Source organism: Halodurantibacterium daqingense (assembly GCF_042666235.1).
Taxonomy (GTDB): domain Bacteria; phylum Pseudomonadota; class Alphaproteobacteria; order Rhodobacterales; family Rhodobacteraceae; genus Halodurantibacterium; species Halodurantibacterium daqingensis.
In genome coordinates, this window is sequence record NZ_JBHTFQ010000001.1 from 567,652 (window position 1) to 583,201 (window position 15,550).

Here is a 15,550-nt window from a genome sequence, read left to right on the forward strand (position 1 = left end):
TGTGCCCGCGATTGTTTCGCGCCAGCCTAAGGAAGCCGAGCGCCCTTGACCAGTCCGGACCGTCGCGATGCCCACGCCTGACCTTCGCCATCTTGTCCAGCCTTCGGGGCAGATTGCGGTGCGGGTCACCCCGAGGGCTGCGCGCAACCTGGTGCGGATTGACGAGGTGGGGATGATCCGCGTCCAGGTAACCTGTGCCCCAGAGGACGGAAAGGCCAACCGTGCGGTCACCCGCCTGTTGGCCGACGCCCTTGGGGTGGCGCCAGGCCGGCTGGAACTGCTGCGCGGCGCGAAACATCGCGACAAGCTGTTTCGCCTGCTGTAAGGGGGCACAGGAACAGCAGGCCGTTTTCCTTCGTTGTGCCCCGCATCTTGACGGTGGCGCGGAAAGCCGGTTTCAGCCCTCGCGGCGCGGGGTCAGGCGATAGACGCCCTCGGGCAGGTTCAGTGCCGCCGCAAGCTCGCGCACCTGGGCGTTTGAAAGGGTGATGCGGACGACCTCATCCTTGCGCGGGTCGTATTGTTCAACGGTCACACATTCCTCGAAGGCCTGCAGGATCACGTCTTCCTGCAGGGGGGCAGCCCCTTCATCGACGAGGGTGATGACAGTCGCGTCAAAATCGTGCTCGATGCTAAACATGGCCCCAGCATGGGCCGGGATGCGCGCTTTGAAAAGCCCCCACATGCTGCACACACATGGCGTTGACGCGAGTTTGAGTGCGCCGGGGCTTTTCCGTGCAGGAGGGCGTGCTAGAAACGGGTGATCAACAAGGCATGAGGCAGATGATGATCCGGGGCATGGCGCTCGTTCTGGTGGGGATACTTGCGGGCTGTGCGCCGCTGCCGGTGGCAGTGCCTGCGCCTGCACCATCGACGCGTCCCGTGCCGGTGGCGCAACCCGAGCCGGTGCAGCGGCTTGACGCGGAAACGGCCGCGCGCAATTTCACCGCCGTCGTCGCCCGGATGGAACCTGTAGCCGAGCGGGAATGCCTGGCGCGCACGCGCAACGTTGATTGCGACTTCCTGATCACGGTGGATCGCACGCCGGGCGCGCCAGCCAACGCCTTTCAGACGCTGGATCGCAACGGGCGTCCCGTCATCGGTTTCACGCTGGCGCTGATCGCCGAGGCGCGCAACCAGGACGAGCTTGCCTTCATCCTTGGCCATGAGGCCGCCCATCACATCGCCGGCCATATACCCAGAACGCAGCAGTCGGCGGTGACGGGCGCCATGATCCTTGGCACGCTTGCCTCGCTTGGCGGTGCCTCGCCCGAGGCCGTGCGCGATTTCGAACGCGCCGGCGCAACCATCGGCGCCCGAAGCTACAGCCGCGAATTCGAGCTTGAAGCTGATGCACTCGGGACGATTCTTGCCTGGCGGGCGGGCTACGATCCCGAACGCGGCGCGGAATTCTTCAGCCGCATCCCCGATCCCGGCAACCGCTTCCTGGGCACCCATCCGCCGAATGCGCAGCGGGCCGAGGTGGTGCGGCGCACGGTGGCTCAACTGCGCTGACTTGATCTGGATCATGGCCCGTCCGTCGCTGCGGCCGCACCCTTGGGCAAATGCGGATGACGGAGGATGACAATGTTCGGATTGACCAAGCTTGATCTTCACGCGGGCCTTGTGAACCGGATGGGCGACGTGCTGGGTGCCGATCTTGGGGTGGCGCTGGTCGAGGGGCGGCTGAGCGGCCAGGAACTGCGCGGCGCGGTGCTGCGCTGCTGTGGTTGCGGCAGCGAAAGCGCTTGCGATCGCTGGCTCGAGGATCATCGCGCAGGTGCAGAGGCCGCACCCGCCTATTGCCGCAATGAAGCCCTGTTCGAGCGCCTGAAGCCCTGACCCACGTCTTTCCGGCTGGTTCTGTGCCCAGGGAGGCCATATGACCTCCCCAATGCGCCAGTTCGACAACATCATCAGCGATCGGGGTTCGCGCTATGCGATGAGCGGCGGCCCTGTAACCGGCCGCTCCGGCGTTCAGGCCTTTCTGAAGGCGCTTCTGCGCGACAAGCGCTTCGCCAGGGCCACGCATAATACCTGGGCCGTGCTGCTTGAGGCAGACGGGCAGATCACGCCGCTGAAGGGCGACGATGGCGAGGCGGGTGCGGGTGCCGTGATCCTGCGGATGCTCGAGCGCGACTCCGTGACCAATCATCTGATCGTGGTGACCCGCTGGTACGGCGGGGTGCGGTTGGGTGGCGACCGTTTCCGCCATGTGCAGGAGGCCGTTCGGCATTATCTCGGCCACATCGGCTGAGGCCGAGCTGCCGCAAGGTCCGTTCGACGCCGGCCAGGTTCCGCGCATCGGCTTGCCGAGACGGAACATAGCCGCGGGCGAGGGGTTGACTGGCATGACTTCGAAACGACGGAGAACAACATGCAAACCTCTGGCCAAAGCCTGATTTCATCGAACGACGTGAACGGAACCAACGTCTACAGCCCTGCGGGCGACAAGTTGGGCCATATCGATCATCTGATGATCGACAAGGTGTCCGGCAAGGTAACCTATGCCGTGATGGGCTTCGGCGGTTTCCTGGGGATGGGCGAAGATCATTACCCGATCCCATGGGGCAAGCTGCGCTACGACATCACCCAGGACGGATATGTGACGGATCTGACGCAAGAGCAGCTCGAAGGCGCGCCGGCCCGCGACGCGGACTGGTATCGCAACCGCGACTGGGAAGAGCGGACACATCGCCACTATGGGGTTCATCCCTACTGGATGTAGTCCTTCGCAAGAATGCGCGTGCGCCCCGGGTGGGGCGCGCGCGACATTCGCTTGCCTCGGAGGGATTCGCTGCGCTTCTGGGCGAGGCGCGGGCGCCCTTCGAGGTGATCGTGCTGGGCAGCCCGCCCGTCCTGCCGGTTGTCGATACGCGCTATATCGCGCCGCTGGCGGATGCGGTGGTGCTGGTGGTCCGTGCCGGCGAGAGGGCGCAGGGCGATCTGCGCCAGAGCGTTGCACAACTGCAGGAGGCGATGCGCCCCGGAGCGGCATTGTGCCTTGCCCTGAATCAGGAGGACGAGTCGGCCCGCAGGTCGCGGTATTATGCCGAGAATACGGCGGAGACTTCGCGCGGCTTGCGGTTCGGGCGATGGGTCTGGCGCGGCCGCCGGGGAACGTCTGTGCCTCTGCGCCCGCCCGGCGAATGAACCCGGCCAGTCAGGAAGCCCGCCGTCTCACGAGGTCTCACGAGGGGCCGCCAGCTGACGGAGGCCGGGGCGGAGCCCGCAGCCACGCGCGACTGATGGCCGGCGCCGCGCAGAACTGCGGAAATCACGATTTCACCCACGCGGCCGGGCTTTTCGGCGCGAATGCCCCGGCACACCCAGTGGCAACAAGACGATCGGCGTCATGATCTTCGCCCTGCAATACGAAGGAAACTCGCCCGCAGCGGCGGCAATGGCGGTGCTCTCCGACGATGCGGGTGATCATGGCGACGAGTTGGGCCTTGAGGAGGCCTGCCCGCAGACAATAGGTTGATAGCCCTGCCGCGATGTCTTTGATGGCGAGAGTTCTGATCCCGCTCAGACGAGACGGCCCCAAAGATCATATTCGCCTGCCTCTTCAACCTCGACCGTCACGATCTGTCCGACACTCAGCGCCTCGAATGCTTCGTCGATGAACAGGTTTCCGTCGATTTCCGGCGCATCCGCCTTGGTGCGGCAGGTCGCACCCTCGGCATCGATGGCGTCGATGATGACGTCCATCCGCAGCCCGACCTTGGCGGCGAGCTTTGCCTCGGAAATCGCCTGCGCCTTTTCCATGAAGCGTTCCCAGCGGTCCTGCTTGACCTCTTCGGGCACGTGGCCGGGCAAGGCGTTCGACCGCGCCCCGGCGACGTTTTCGTATTTGAAGCAGCCGACGCGGTCCAGCTGCGCCTCATCCAGCCAGTCGAGCAGGGTCTGGAATTCTTCCTCCGTCTCACCGGGATAGCCGACGATGAAGGTCGACCGCAGCGTGATATCGGGGCAGTCGGCGCGCCAGCGGGCGATTTCGTCCAGCGTCCGCGCCGCCGCCGCCGGCCGCGCCATCCGTTTCAGAACATCGGGGTGCGCGTGCTGGAAGGGGATGTCGAGATAGGGCAGCACCAGACCGTCGGCCATCAGCGGGATCAGGTCGCGCACATGCGGGTAGGGGTAGACATAATGCAGCCGCACCCAGGCGCCGAGTTGCCCGAGTTCGCGCGCCAGATCGGTGATATGCGTCCGAACCTCGCCGCCCTTCCACGGGTGAAGGTCATGCTTGCGGTCGACGCCGTAGGCAGAGGTGTCCTGAGAGATCACCAGCAGTTCGCGCACCCCGTTCTGCACCAGCTTTTCCGCCTCGCGCAGGACGGCATGGACAGGGCGGCTGACCAGACGCCCGCGCATGTCGGGGATGATGCAGAACTTGCACTTGTGGTTGCAGCCTTCGGAAATCTTCAGATAGCTGTAATGGCGCGGCGTCAGGCTGACGCCCGAGGCCGGCAGCAGGTCGATGAACGGGTCGGGGCTGGGCGGAACCGCCCCATGCACCGCATCCAGCACCTGTTCATATTGATGCGGCCCGGTCACCGCCAGCACCCGGGGATGCGCGCCGGTGATATAGTCGGGCTCGGCCCCCAGGCAGCCGGTGACGATGACGCGGCCGTTTTCGCGCAGCGCCTCGCCGATGGCCTCCAGGCTTTCGGCCTTGGCACTGTCGAGGAAACCGCAGGTGTTCACGATCACCGCATCCGCCCCCGCATAATCGGGGCTGATCGCGTAACCCTCGGCCCGCAGGCGCGTCAGGATGCGTTCGCTGTCCACCAATGCCTTGGGGCAGCCAAGGCTGACCATGCCGATGGTCGGCTGGCCCGAACGCGCACTGTCGCGGCGGGTCGTGTCAAAGACCGGCGCGGGCGCCAGATCGGGGCGGAGGTTGGGCGGGTTCGTGGACATGCGCCGCATATAGCCGAGCCCGCCCCCGCCGGGAAGAGGGTGCGGCCTGCTCATCCCGTCTCCGTGAAGGGCCGGCTTTGCCAGCCAGAAGGCCCTGATCCATGACGATGGCGCAGTGGCGACTAACGGGGTCGAGAATTGCTCGGCAGCAGGTCCGGACCCGGCTCGGCGCGTCGAGGTGCATGAAAAACATTTGCATGGATGGATGAAATACAATTTAAAGTTGTGCAAATCGGATCGGGTCCAGGAGGGCAGGAATGGTTGGTTCTTCCAGTGCGGCTGATGCAGAGGTCCTCGAACGTCGGAAAGAGGTTCGACAATCCGGCTGGCAGGCCTGTATGAAAGACGGCACTGTGCCGCAGATGCCCTGTTCCCTGGGCCTGCGGGAGAACCTGATGATGATCACGCCAGTCTTGCTTTGCGGTGGGTCGGGGACACGGCTTTGGCCCGTCTCGCGCAAAAGCTATCCCAAGCAGTTCACACGTCTGATCGGAAACCAGAGCCTGTTCCAGGCGTCGGCGCAACGGCTTGCCAGCGTGGGTTTCGGCGCGCCGGTCGTTGTTACCGGCAGCGATTTCCGCTTTGTCGTGGGTGAACAGCTGCTCGAGGCCGGGGTGGATCCGGGGACGATTCTCATCGAGCCCTCGGCGCGCAACACCGGTCCCGCCATTCTGGCCGCGGCGCTGCACATGTCCCGGACGGACCCCGATGCGTTGATGCTGGTTGCGCCTTCGGACCATGTCATGCCCGACCCGGAGGCCTTTCGTGCGGCGGTGGCGACAGCTGTTCCCGCTGCCCGGGCGGGGCGGATCGTCACCTTCGGCATCCGGCCCACCCATGCCGAAACCGGCTATGGCTGGCTTGAACTTGGCGAGGATCCGGCGCCCGGTTCCCCGGTGCCGCTGCGCCGTTTCGTGGAAAAGCCGGATGCGGCGCAGGCCGCTGCGATGCTGGCGGCAGGCAGCTATCTTTGGAACGCGGGGATATTCCTGTTCTCGGCTCGGGTCCTGTTGGAGGCCTTCGAGGCCCATTGTCCTGCACTGCTGGAACCGGTCGCGGCCGCCGTCGAGCGCGCGCGCCCGGATCTTGGCTTCCTGCGCCTTGACCCCGACGCCTGGGCGGGGGCCGAAGATATCTCGATCGACTATGCGGTGATGGAGCGGGCAGGCAACCTGTCGGTGGTGCCCTTCAGTGGTGGCTGGTCGGACTTGGGCGGCTGGGACGCGATCTGGCGCGAGATGTCGCCAGATGCCGACGGCATGGCCGTCTTGGGTCCGGTGACGGCCATCGATTGCAGGAACAGCCTGCTTCGGTCCGAGTCGGAAGGGCTGGAACTGGTGGGCATCGGCCTGCGCGACATGATCGCCGTGGCGATGCCCGATGCGGTGTTGATCGCAGACCGCTCCCGGGGCCAGGAGGTCAAGCTGGCTGTTACGGCGCTGCGCGAAAAGGGCGCGCGCCAAGCCGAGGCGTTTGCGCGCGACCACCGACCTTGGGGGTGGTTCGAAACCCTTGCCGCCGCCGACCGGTTCCAGGTCAAGCGGATCGTGGTGCGTCCGGGCGGGGTGCTGAGCCTGCAAAGCCACATGCACCGTTCCGAACACTGGGTGGTTGTCTGCGGGACAGCGCGGATCACCCTGAACGGCGAAGAACGCCTGCTGAGCGAAAACGAATCGGTCTATATCCCCCTGGGCGCGGTGCATCGCCTGGAAAATCCCGGCAAGCTGCCAATGGTGCTGATCGAGGTGCAGACCGGCAGCTATCTGGGCGAGGATGACATCACGCGGTACGAGGATGTCTATGCACGTCCCTGAAGCGCCCCCGGGGCAGGGAAAACGCGCGCTGATTACCGGTGTCACCGGTCAGGATGGGGCCTATCTGGCCGAGCTGCTGCTGCAGAAGGGTTATGAGGTTCACGGCGTCAAGCGGCGTGCTTCGTCGTTCAACTCGGCCAGGATCGACCATCTTTATCAGGATCCGCACGAACCCGATGTGCGGTTTCGCCTGCATTACGGCGACATGACCGACAGCACCAACCTGATCCGGCTGGTGCAGGAGGTGCAGCCGCACGAGATCTATAACCTTGCCGCGCAGTCCCATGTCCAGGTGTCGTTCGAGACGCCGGAATATACCGCCAATGCCGACGGGCTGGGCACGCTGCGGCTTCTGGAGGCGCTGCGGATCCTCAAGCTCGAGGGGCAGACGCGCTTCTACCAGGCCTCAACCTCCGAGCTGTACGGAATGGTGCAGGCGGTGCCGCAATGCGAAACGACGCCATTCTATCCCCGCTCGCCCTATGCGGTGGCCAAGCTTTACGCCTACTGGATCACCGTGAACTACCGCGAAGCCTATGGCATGCACGCCTCCAACGGGATCCTGTTCAACCACGAAAGTCCCTTGCGGGGCGAAACCTTCGTGACGCGCAAGATCACCCGTGCCGTGGCGGCCATCAGCCTGGGATTTCAGGAGCGGCTTTATCTGGGCAATCTGGATGCCCGCCGCGACTGGGGACATGCGCGCGACTATGTCGAGGGGATGTGGCGCATCGTTCAGCAGGATCAGCCCGATGACTATGTCCTGGCGACCGGCGAAAGCGAAAGCGTGCGCGCCTTTGTCGAAGCGGCCTTTGCCGTCGTGGGCATGGCGATCGAATGGCGTGGCAGCGGGGTGGAGGAACGCGGCCTTGACGCCACGACCGGGCGGGTTCTGGTGGAGGTGGATCCGCGCTATTTCCGCCCGACCGAGGTTGACCTGCTGGTCGGAGATGCAAGCAAGGCACGCAAACGGTTGGGATGGGAGCCAAGCGCGACCCTGCCATCGCTGATCGCGGAAATGGTCGCCAGTGATCTGGACGCGGTTCGGCAGGAGGCTGCGCGCCGGGACCGGTTCGAATGACCTTCGATCTGACCGGCAAGCGGATCTGGGTTGCCGGGCACCGCGGCATGGTCGGGGCAGCACTGGTGCGGCGGCTGGCGCGCGAAGAGGTCACCCTGCTGACGGCGACCCGCGCGGACTGCGATCTGACCGATCCTGCGGCGGTCCGGGGCTGGATAGGCCGCGAACGTCCGCAAGTGGTTTTTCTTGCCGCCGCCCGGGTGGGGGGGATCCTTGCCAACGCGACGCGGCCTGCCGATTTTCTCTATGACAACCTGATGATCGCGGCGAACGTGATCCACGCGGCCCACGCATCAGGGGTGGAAAAGCTGTTGTTTCTCGGCTCGTCCTGCATCTATCCGCGGCTTGCGCCGCAGCCGATCCCGGAAAGCGCGCTTCTGACCGGCCCGCTTGAACCGACCAACGAAGCCTATGCGATCGCCAAGATCGCCGGCATCAAGCTGTGTGAAAGCTATCGGCGGCAGCATGGGGCGGATTTCATCTCGGCGCAGCCCACGAATCTTTATGGCCCCGGGGACAATTACGACCCGGACAGCAGCCATGTTCTTGCGGCCCTGCTGCGGCGGTTTCACGAAGCGCTAATCTCGGGCGCAAGCGAGGTGACCATCTGGGGCAGCGGAACGCCGCTGCGCGAGTTCCTGCATGTCGATGACCTTGCCGATGCGTTGGTGTTCCTGATGCGCCACTATTCCGGCGCGGTGCCGGTGAACATCGGCTCGGGGCATGAAGTGTCGATCCGGGAACTTGCCGGGATCATCGCGCGGATCGTGGGCTGCGAGGCGCGGCTGCGGTTCGACACAAGCAGGCCTGACGGAACGCCGCGCAAGCGCCTTGATTGCAGCCTGATCGAGGGGTTGGGCTGGTCCGGGGCGCGCGGGCTTGAGGTGGGGATCGCGCAGACATATGCCGCCTGGCGGGCAAAAGAATGCGGCTGCTGATCCTTGGCCTGAACTACGCGCCCGAGATGATCGGCATTGGCCGCTATACCGCCGACATGGCTGAAGGAATGGCCCGCCGGGGGCACGAGGTGCAGGTGGTCACGGCGCAGCCCTATTATCCCGGCTGGAAGGTGTTCCAGGGGTATCCCCGCTGGCGATACAGCCAAAGCGACGGCGGCGGCCTGCGCATCTTGCGCTGTCCGCTGTATGTTCCGGCGCGGCCCAGCGGCGCGCGTCGCCTGTTGCACCATGCAAGCTTCGCGGCAGCGGCCCTGCCGGCCCTTGTGGGGGCCATCCTGCGCCGGCGGCCCGATCTGGTTCTGGTGATCGCGCCGTCGCTGATCTCGGCCCTGCCCGGGATTCTGATGGCGCGGCTGGCAGGGGCGCGGACCTGGCTGCATGTGCAGGACCTTGAGGTCGATGCGGCCTTTGCGACAGGCTTGCTTCCCGGAAACGGCTGGATCGCGCGGCTGGCGCGCGGCTATGAAGGCTGGATCCTGCGGCGCTTCGACAGGGTCAGCACCATCTCCGTGCCCATGTTGCATCGGTTGCAGGCCAAGGGTGTGGCGCCGGATCGGCTGCGAGAGCTTCGGAACTGGGCAGATCTTGCAACTGTCACACCTCAGCCCCGCGACCAGAGCCTTGCGCAGTCGCTGGGGGTCGGAACCCGGTACGTGGCGCTCTACTCTGGCAACATCGCCAACAAGCAGGGGCTGGAGCTCCTTGCCGATGCGGCGCAGCGGCTTGGCGACTGCGTGGATCTGACCTTCTTGGTCTGCGGCGACGGCCCCTTCCTGCCCCGGTTGAAGCACCTGTGCCAAGGTCTGAACGTCGTGTTCCAGCCGCTGCAGCCGAAGGATCGTCTGGGGGTCCTGTTGTCGCTGGCAACGGTGCATCTGCTGCCGCAAAGCGCGGGCGCTGCCGATCTTGTGCTGCCTTCGAAGCTGACCAACATGCTGGCTTCGGGCCGGCCGGTGGTGGCAACGGCTGCGCCCGGAACTGCCCTTGCCTCCGAGGTGAGCGGCTGTGGCCTTCTTGCCGCGCCCGGAGACCCGGAGGGCTTTGCGCAGGCCATACGCGATCTGGTCATGGATCCAGCGCTCTGCGCCCGGCTGGGCAAGGCGGCGCGTGCCCGAGCCGAGGAGCGCTGGGATGGTGTGCGCCTTCTGGACAGCTTCGAAGCGGATGCCGAAGCGCTTCTTGCCCAACATGCGCCAGAGGCGGGAGGGCGGTCGTGGCAGGGCCAGGGGCACTGACAATCGCCTGTGGCCTTCTGGTCGCATGGCACATCGGGCTCGGCTCTGATCCGTTCATGCTGGCAGTGATGGCCCTGATCTCGATGCTCGGGTTCTATCGGCTGGTGGCGGGGCGACTGTGGTTCGGTGATCTGCTGGTGGCGGGGGGCGCGCTATACTCCGGGTTCCTGCCCCTGATCATCAAGGGCGCGCTGGGACAGCCGCTGCAAACGAACCTGCACCACCCGCAGGAAGCCGCGGGCGTCATGCTGTCGGGTTTTCTGGTGCTCTGGTGCCTGGCGGCTGCGGCGCGGACTGTCGCGCGTGGCCGTGCCCGGTTTCCCTTGACGGATTGTTACGAAAACCCCGAGCTGCAGGGCCGCCTGTTCCTGCCGCTGCTCGGGTCGGGGCTTCTGATTCTTGGCCTTCATGTGGCGCTGAGGCCCAGAATGGTTGACGCGGTGCTGCAGCAGGGGCCGGGGTTTGGCGGCTTTGGCAGCTTTACCTTCCTGCTGATCCTTGCCCTGGCGCTTGGGGTGTCGCGGACGATGCGCGGGCAGGGCGGGCGGGCGGTGCTGGCTGCGGCGGGGGCCGCGTTGTTGCTGATGGCGCTTGCCAGCAACACGCGGCGCGAATTCGCGGAATTCGTGCTGGTTCTTGCGGCGGGGCTGTTGATCTATCGCCAGCGTCCCGGCTTGCCAATGGCGATTGGCGCTGCGGTGGCCGGGGCGGTTCTTCTGCTTTATGTGGCGCCGCTGATTCATCTGATGCGCGGGCAGACCGCCGGGCTGGGCCTCGTCGGTCGGCTGGAGCTTGCCTTTAACATCCTTGTGGACCATCGGTTCAGCCCCGGCGCCCTGCGGCTGGCCGAGGCCCAGTTCCTGACAGGCTTTGGCTATGCCTGGTCGGAAAACGGCAGCTATATCTGGCCCAGCACCCGCAGCCTTGACCGTTTCATGCTGATCCTGCCCATTGATCAGGTGCTGCGGGGATTGGCGCAGAACGGGCCGATCGGCCTGACGCCTTTTCTGCGGGAAATCGCGGAAGGGGTTCTGCCTTCGCTCTTCATCCAGAAAACCAACGCGGTCGGCGCGGATCTGGTCGCCTGGGAACACGGGATCCGGCAATACGGAAACGCGGCCCGGCCGGTCATCGGCTTTACCGCCAGCGCGCTGGCGGCGGCGGGGATGTGGGGCGTGGTGCTGCTGCCGGTTCTGATCGCCTTTCCGCTGATGCTGACCGGTAACCTGATCTTCGGGCCGCTTGCGCATCGGGCGATCGGCATCTTCCTGTTGGCCCAAGGATGGATCCTGCCAGAGATGACCTTTGATGCCCTGGCGGTTTTTGCGTTGCGCCCGTTCGTGTTGATGCTGATCGTCCTGTGGCTTCTGGCGCGGCGTGGCCCCCAGAGGCTTCGGGTCCCGCAAAGCGCCGGGGCGTGAAATGGGCGCGCTTGGCCGCAACATGACCGCGCAGGGGTACAGCCAGGGGGTCACGCTTGCCGTTCAACTGGGCAGCGTGCCGCTGCTGATCGGGGCCTGGGGGCTTGAGCGTTATGGCGTCTGGTTGCTGCTGACGGCAGTGCCCGCCTACCTTGCCTTCTGCGACTTCGGGTTCACCTTCGTCGCCAAGAACGAGATGTCGATGCAGGTTGCCCGCGGAGACCGCGACGGGGCGCAGCGCGTCTATCAAAGCGTTTTCCTGCTGCTTCTGCTGGTGTCCGGGGCGCTGCTGGCGGCGCTTCTGCCGCTGGTCTGGTTGTTGCCGCTTGCCGCCCTGTTCAACCTGGGCGCAGACTCCGAAGCCACGGCCCGGCAGGTTCTGACGCTTCAGATCGGCGGGGTGTTGCTTTACCAGTTCTTCCTTCTGTCCTGCGCCGGATTGCGCTGCGAAGGGCGTGCGGCAACCGAAGCGGGCCTTGCCGCCACGGCACGGCTGGCCGAGGCGGCGGCGGTTCTGACGGCGGCGCTGACCGGGGCGGGGCTTGTCCCGGCGGCAGTTGCGGGCTTTCTTGCCCGCGTGGGCGCTCTGGTGGTGACACGGCTTTGGCTCCGGCAGGTGGCGCCTTGGCTTCGGCTGGGGGTCCGTCAGGCGCAGGCCGAACAGTTGCGCGCCCTTGCCGGCCCTTCGCTGAGCTATATGGCGGTGCCGCTGGGGCATGCGCTTCTGCTGCACGCCCCGGTGATCCTGCTGGGGGCAGTGGCCCAGCCCGCGGTGATTGCGCTTTATTCGGTGACCCGGACCGTCGCGCGGCTGGGAATCGCCGGGGGCAACATGCTGGTGCAGGCCTTCACACCCGAATACAGCCGCGCCTTCGGGCAAAGGGATGCAGCGCGCTTTCAGACGCTGACGCGGCGGCACCTGCAGGCCGCCTTTGCCGGGACCGCGCTCTATCTTTTCCTTGCGCCGGTGGTGCTTCCGGCGGGCGTGGCCTATCTGTCGCGGGGCACGCTTGTTGCCGAGCCGTGGCTTGCCGGCCTTCTGGTTGCGGCGGTGGTGGCCGAGATCGGCTGGACGACCGCCTTTTCAGCAGTGGCGGCCGTCAACGCCCATCGTCATGTTGCGCGGTGGTTTCTGACCGCGGCACTGCTGGCGATGGCCATCGCCGTCGTTGATCCGCAGCCCGTCCGACTGGCCCTGCTGGTTCTGGTGGCGCATATGGCCACCGTCCTTCCGGCGGTTGTTGCGTTGCGCAGCACGGGCCGCGGGCTGACGCCTGACCGAGGGTTGCGGATCCTGTTCCTTGCCCTTTCGACCTATTCCGGAACCGGCGGTCTGCAACGCTTCAACCAGAGACTGGTCACCAGCCTGATGCGTCAGGCCGAAGCCGAGGCCTGGCATCTGCGCCTGTTTCTGCGTGGCGACAGGGCAGAGGACATCCCCCCGCATCTGCGCCCCCTGGCGCGGACCCTGCGTCCGGGCACGCTCCTGACCTTCCTTGCCTGCGCGGCAAAAAGCGATGTGCTTCTGATCGGTCATGTCAACCTTCTGCCGCTGGCCTGGCTTGCCAAGCGCCTGCGCCCGGGTCTTCGGCTGGTTCTGTTCGCCCACGGCGTCGAGGTCTGGGGCGAACCCGCCTTTCGCCGCCGGCGCTTCGGCGAAGGCCTCATGCTGCGCAGCGTGACCCATATTGCGGCCGTAAGCCACCACACCGCTGGGCGCATGGCCCAGGCCTATGGGCTGGCGCCGGGCCGGTTCCGGATCTTCCCCAATACGATCGATCTGCCTGATGTCCCGAGGCCGGAAAAGGAAGGCCGCGACGGCTTCCTGACGGTGACGCGGCTGGGCGCGCATGATCGGGAAAAACACGTGGATCAGGTGCTGCGCGCTCTGGCGCTTCTGCCCGAGGGAAAGCTGGAGATCGTCGGCGACGGCCCGCTTCGGCCCGGGCTTGAACGGCTGGCGCAGGATCTCGGACTATCGGCGCGGGTGTGTTTTCATGGCCGCGTCCCCGACGCGCGGCTCGCCGAGCTTTACGATGCGGCACAGGCCTTCGTTCTGCCGTCCAGCAAGGAAGGCTTCGGGATCGTCTATCTCGAGGCCTGGGCGCATGGCCTGCCGGTGATCTGCAGCAACGCCGGCGCGGCACCCGAGATCGTGCACGATGGTCGCGACGGGCTGATCGTCGACCCGGCAGATACCGCACAGCTCGCTGCCTGCATGAGGCGGCTGGCGCAGGATCACGCCTGCGCGCGGCGCCTGGCCCATGCCGGTCTGAGGAAGATCCGCGGCACCTATCTGGGCGAGAATCTGGACAAGAATCTGCGACAGCTTCTGAAGGAGGGCGGATGAAACTTCTGCGCATCATTGCCAGCATGGATCCACGGCAGGGCGGCCCGGTGGAGGGGCTTTGCCGCAGTACCGAAAGGCTGACGGCGCTGAGCCACGAAACCGAGGTGATCTGCCTTGATCCGCCCGGTGTCTTTGCCGGCCCTTCTGCGGTTCCGGTGCATGGCATGGGGCCGGTGGCGCGCAAATACGGATACACTCGCTCCGTGGGGCGCTGGATCGCGATGAATGCCGGACGGTTCGACGTTGCGGTGGTGCACGGGCTTTGGAACCATGCCTCGGTGGGCGGGGGCGCAGCGGTGATCCAGGCGGGGCTGCCGCATGTCGTCTTTCCGCACGGGATGATGGACCCGTGGTTCAGACGCGCCCACCCGGCCAAGCATCTTGCCAAACAGGTGTTATGGTGGGCGGGGCAGGGGCGGGTTCTGGCGCGGGCTCATGCGGTCCTGTTCACCTCGGAACAGGAACGTCTGGATGCAGAGGGGGTGTTTCTCGGCCCGGGATATCCGGCGCAGGTGATTCCCTATGGCGCGGCGGGGCCAACGGCACGGCCGTCTGCGGGGGTGCGGCTTCGCAGGCGTCTTCCCGCGCTGGGCCGGTATCTGCTGTTCATGGGGCGCGTGCATTCCAAGAAAGGTTGCGATCTTCTGCTCCAGGGTTTTGCGCGTGCAGGTGCAGGGCTGGAGCTTGTGATGGCCGGCCCCGAAGGCGAGGCCGGATTGATTCGGAAGTTGCAGCAGCAGGCCACAGCACTGGGCCTTGCAGGGCGCGTGCATTGGCCCGGGATGCTGACTGGTGAGGACAAGTGGGATGCCCTGGCCGGGGCCGAAGCGTTCATCCTGCCCTCGCATCAGGAAAACTTCGGAATCGCTGTGGCCGAGGCGCTGGCCTGTGGCACACCTGTCCTTCTGTCGGACAAGGTGAATATCTGGCGCGAGATCGTGGCCGATGCGGCAGGCCTTGTCGCGCCGGATACCGCCGCTGGTGTGGAGCAGTTGCTGGAAAGGTGGCGCGCGCTGGAACCTGACGCCCGAAATGGCATGCGACACGCTGCGCGCCAAAGCCATGCGCGCCGGTTTCACATCCATCGCGCAGCCGATGCCCTGGCCGAGGTGCTGGCGGAAGCGGCGGAGGTGCGGGCATGACCCAGGGGCTGCGCAATGCTGGCACGGGCGTGTTTGGCGGCGTGCCGACCTTCACCTTGCGGCACAGGCTGTCGCGCGCGTTGTTCCAGCTTGTGTGGATGCTGTGCGCCCGCTGGACGCCGCCGCCGGCATGGCGCTGGCGCCGCCTGATTCTGCGCGCCTTCGGCGCAGAGATGGCGCCGGATGCAGTGGTTTATGCTTCGGCGCGGATCTGGTTGCCGCGCAACCTGTCGATGGGGGCGAAATCGGTGATCGGGCCGCGCTGCACGATCTATTGCATGGACCGTATCGAGATCGGGAGGCGTGCCGTCATCTCGCAAGGCGCGCATCTCTGCTCTGGCAGCCACGACGTCGATGATCCCGGATTTGCGCTGGTGACACAGCCGATCCGGATAGGCGATCACGCGTGGATCTGTGCCGAGGCTTTCGTAGGCCCGGGCGTCATCGTCGGCAAGGGGGCGGTGCTGGGCGCGCGGGGCGTTGCATTTCGCGATCTGCCAGACTGGACGGTGCATGCCGGGAACCCCGCCCGCCAGCTGCGCCGTCGAACCGGACCGAGTCGGCGCGAAAGCTTGCCAGATAATTAACAACCCATGCGGTGGCACAAGCGCCCGTTAGTGGTTCT

General features: G+C 65.9%; 17 protein-coding genes. 15 read left to right on the forward strand and 2 right to left on the reverse strand.

The genetic code is table 11. From position 1 onward, the window contains the following. Nucleotides 1-67 precede the first annotated feature (67 nt). The gene (locus tag ACFQXB_RS02890) at nt 68-325 is read left to right on the forward strand and encodes a DUF167 domain-containing protein (protein ID WP_377398808.1); all 258 of its coding nucleotides are present in this window, start codon (nt 68-70) and stop codon (nt 323-325) included. A 72-nt stretch (nt 326-397) separates the two neighbouring features. Here the strand turns inward: ACFQXB_RS02890 and ACFQXB_RS02895 are convergent, their stop codons facing one another. After that, nucleotides 398-640, reverse strand: a complete 243-nt coding sequence (locus ACFQXB_RS02895) for a hypothetical protein (RefSeq protein ID WP_377398811.1) — start codon at nt 638-640, stop codon at nt 398-400. Between the two features lie 134 nt (nt 641-774). Here ACFQXB_RS02895 and ACFQXB_RS02900 point away from each other — a divergent pair, with 134 nt between their 5' ends. The 6 genes from ACFQXB_RS02900 (at nt 775) to ACFQXB_RS02925 (ending at nt 3,484) form a co-directional block, all read left to right on the forward strand. Further along, a complete protein-coding gene (locus ACFQXB_RS02900) occupies nt 775-1,515 on the forward strand; it encodes a M48 family metallopeptidase (protein WP_377398814.1) in 741 nt (246 codons plus the stop codon). A gap of 72 nt (nt 1,516-1,587) precedes the next feature. Continuing rightward, nucleotides 1,588-1,842 carry a DUF6455 family protein gene (locus ACFQXB_RS02905; protein WP_377398817.1) on the forward strand — a complete coding sequence of 85 codons (255 nt, stop codon included), beginning with the start codon at nt 1,588-1,590 and terminating at the stop codon, nt 1,840-1,842. A 52-nt stretch (nt 1,843-1,894) separates the two neighbouring features. Continuing rightward, a complete protein-coding gene (locus ACFQXB_RS02910) occupies nt 1,895-2,257 on the forward strand; it encodes a YigZ family protein (RefSeq protein WP_377399158.1) in 363 nt (120 codons plus the stop codon). Nucleotides 2,258-2,377: 120 nt separating this feature from the next. Beyond that, the gene (locus ACFQXB_RS02915; RefSeq protein WP_377398820.1) at nt 2,378-2,728 is read left to right on the forward strand and encodes a PRC-barrel domain-containing protein; all 351 of its coding nucleotides are present in this window, start codon (nt 2,378-2,380) and stop codon (nt 2,726-2,728) included. Between the two features lie 29 nt (nt 2,729-2,757). Continuing rightward, nucleotides 2,758-3,153 carry a hypothetical protein gene (locus ACFQXB_RS02920; RefSeq protein ID WP_377398823.1) on the forward strand — a complete coding sequence of 132 codons (396 nt, stop codon included), beginning with the start codon at nt 2,758-2,760 and terminating at the stop codon, nt 3,151-3,153. Between the two features lie 202 nt (nt 3,154-3,355). Then, nucleotides 3,356-3,484 (forward strand): hypothetical protein, encoded by a 129-nt coding sequence (locus tag ACFQXB_RS02925; protein ID WP_377398826.1) that lies wholly within the window; start codon nt 3,356-3,358, stop codon nt 3,482-3,484. A gap of 44 nt (nt 3,485-3,528) precedes the next feature. Here ACFQXB_RS02925 and rimO read toward each other — a convergent pair whose 3' ends face one another. Beyond that, complete coding sequence (gene rimO, locus ACFQXB_RS02930) at nt 3,529-4,923, reverse strand: 30S ribosomal protein S12 methylthiotransferase RimO (RefSeq protein ID WP_377399161.1); 1,395 nt, start codon at nt 4,921-4,923, stop codon at nt 3,529-3,531. Between the two features lie 398 nt (nt 4,924-5,321). On the opposite strand from rimO, the gene ACFQXB_RS02935 reads away from it, so the two are divergent. Genes ACFQXB_RS02935 through ACFQXB_RS02970 form a run of 8 tightly spaced genes read left to right on the forward strand, consistent with a single transcriptional unit; the run spans nt 5,322 to nt 15,512 of the window. Then, nucleotides 5,322-6,737, forward strand: a complete 1,416-nt coding sequence (locus ACFQXB_RS02935; protein ID WP_377399164.1) for a mannose-1-phosphate guanylyltransferase/mannose-6-phosphate isomerase — start codon at nt 5,322-5,324, stop codon at nt 6,735-6,737. Further along, nucleotides 6,724-7,818: a GDP-mannose 4,6-dehydratase gene (gmd, locus tag ACFQXB_RS02940; RefSeq protein ID WP_377398829.1), complete on the forward strand. Its 1,095-nt coding sequence runs from the start codon at nt 6,724-6,726 to the stop codon at nt 7,816-7,818. The genes ACFQXB_RS02935 and gmd overlap by 14 nt, the downstream gene beginning before the upstream one ends. Further along, nucleotides 7,815-8,756: a GDP-L-fucose synthase family protein gene (locus ACFQXB_RS02945; RefSeq protein ID WP_377398832.1), complete on the forward strand. Its 942-nt coding sequence runs from the start codon at nt 7,815-7,817 to the stop codon at nt 8,754-8,756. The genes gmd and ACFQXB_RS02945 overlap by 4 nt, the downstream gene beginning before the upstream one ends. Next, complete coding sequence (locus ACFQXB_RS02950) at nt 8,744-10,012, forward strand: WcaI family glycosyltransferase (RefSeq protein ID WP_377398835.1); 1,269 nt, start codon at nt 8,744-8,746, stop codon at nt 10,010-10,012. Before ACFQXB_RS02945 ends, ACFQXB_RS02950 begins: the two co-directional genes overlap by 13 nt. Next, nucleotides 9,991-11,433, forward strand: a complete 1,443-nt coding sequence (locus ACFQXB_RS02955) for a hypothetical protein (protein ID WP_377398838.1) — start codon at nt 9,991-9,993, stop codon at nt 11,431-11,433. Before ACFQXB_RS02950 ends, ACFQXB_RS02955 begins: the two co-directional genes overlap by 22 nt. A 1-nt stretch (nt 11,434) precedes the next feature. Then, nucleotides 11,435-13,783 carry a glycosyltransferase gene (locus ACFQXB_RS02960; protein ID WP_377398841.1) on the forward strand — a complete coding sequence of 783 codons (2,349 nt, stop codon included), beginning with the start codon at nt 11,435-11,437 and terminating at the stop codon, nt 13,781-13,783. After that, complete coding sequence (locus ACFQXB_RS02965) at nt 13,780-14,925, forward strand: glycosyltransferase (RefSeq protein ID WP_377398843.1); 1,146 nt, start codon at nt 13,780-13,782, stop codon at nt 14,923-14,925. The genes ACFQXB_RS02960 and ACFQXB_RS02965 overlap by 4 nt, the downstream gene beginning before the upstream one ends. Then, entirely contained in the window at nt 14,922-15,512 is a 591-nt protein-coding gene (locus tag ACFQXB_RS02970) for an acetyltransferase (RefSeq protein WP_377398846.1), read from the forward strand. Before ACFQXB_RS02965 ends, ACFQXB_RS02970 begins: the two co-directional genes overlap by 4 nt. Nucleotides 15,513-15,550: the final 38 nt, after the last annotated feature.

Coding starts and splice junctions, on each gene's coding strand:
- ACFQXB_RS02890 (WP_377398808.1), top strand. CDS start 68: ATGCCCACGCCTGACCTTCGCCATCTTGTCCAGCCTTCGGGGCAGATT.
- ACFQXB_RS02895 (WP_377398811.1), bottom strand. CDS start 640: ATGTTTAGCATCGAGCACGATTTTGACGCGACTGTCATCACCCTCGTC.
- ACFQXB_RS02900 (WP_377398814.1), top strand. CDS start 775: ATGAGGCAGATGATGATCCGGGGCATGGCGCTCGTTCTGGTGGGGATA.
- ACFQXB_RS02905 (WP_377398817.1), top strand. CDS start 1,588: ATGTTCGGATTGACCAAGCTTGATCTTCACGCGGGCCTTGTGAACCGG.
- ACFQXB_RS02910 (WP_377399158.1), top strand. CDS start 1,895: ATGCGCCAGTTCGACAACATCATCAGCGATCGGGGTTCGCGCTATGCG.
- ACFQXB_RS02915 (WP_377398820.1), top strand. CDS start 2,378: ATGCAAACCTCTGGCCAAAGCCTGATTTCATCGAACGACGTGAACGGA.
- ACFQXB_RS02925 (WP_377398826.1), top strand. CDS start 3,356: ATGATCTTCGCCCTGCAATACGAAGGAAACTCGCCCGCAGCGGCGGCA.
- rimO (WP_377399161.1), bottom strand. CDS start 4,923: ATGTCCACGAACCCGCCCAACCTCCGCCCCGATCTGGCGCCCGCGCCG.
- ACFQXB_RS02935 (WP_377399164.1), top strand. CDS start 5,322: ATGATCACGCCAGTCTTGCTTTGCGGTGGGTCGGGGACACGGCTTTGG.
- gmd (WP_377398829.1), top strand. CDS start 6,724: ATGCACGTCCCTGAAGCGCCCCCGGGGCAGGGAAAACGCGCGCTGATT.
- ACFQXB_RS02945 (WP_377398832.1), top strand. CDS start 7,815: ATGACCTTCGATCTGACCGGCAAGCGGATCTGGGTTGCCGGGCACCGC.
- ACFQXB_RS02950 (WP_377398835.1), top strand. CDS start 8,744: ATGCGGCTGCTGATCCTTGGCCTGAACTACGCGCCCGAGATGATCGGC.
- ACFQXB_RS02960 (WP_377398841.1), top strand. CDS start 11,435: ATGGGCGCGCTTGGCCGCAACATGACCGCGCAGGGGTACAGCCAGGGG.
- ACFQXB_RS02965 (WP_377398843.1), top strand. CDS start 13,780: ATGAAACTTCTGCGCATCATTGCCAGCATGGATCCACGGCAGGGCGGC.
- ACFQXB_RS02970 (WP_377398846.1), top strand. CDS start 14,922: ATGACCCAGGGGCTGCGCAATGCTGGCACGGGCGTGTTTGGCGGCGTG.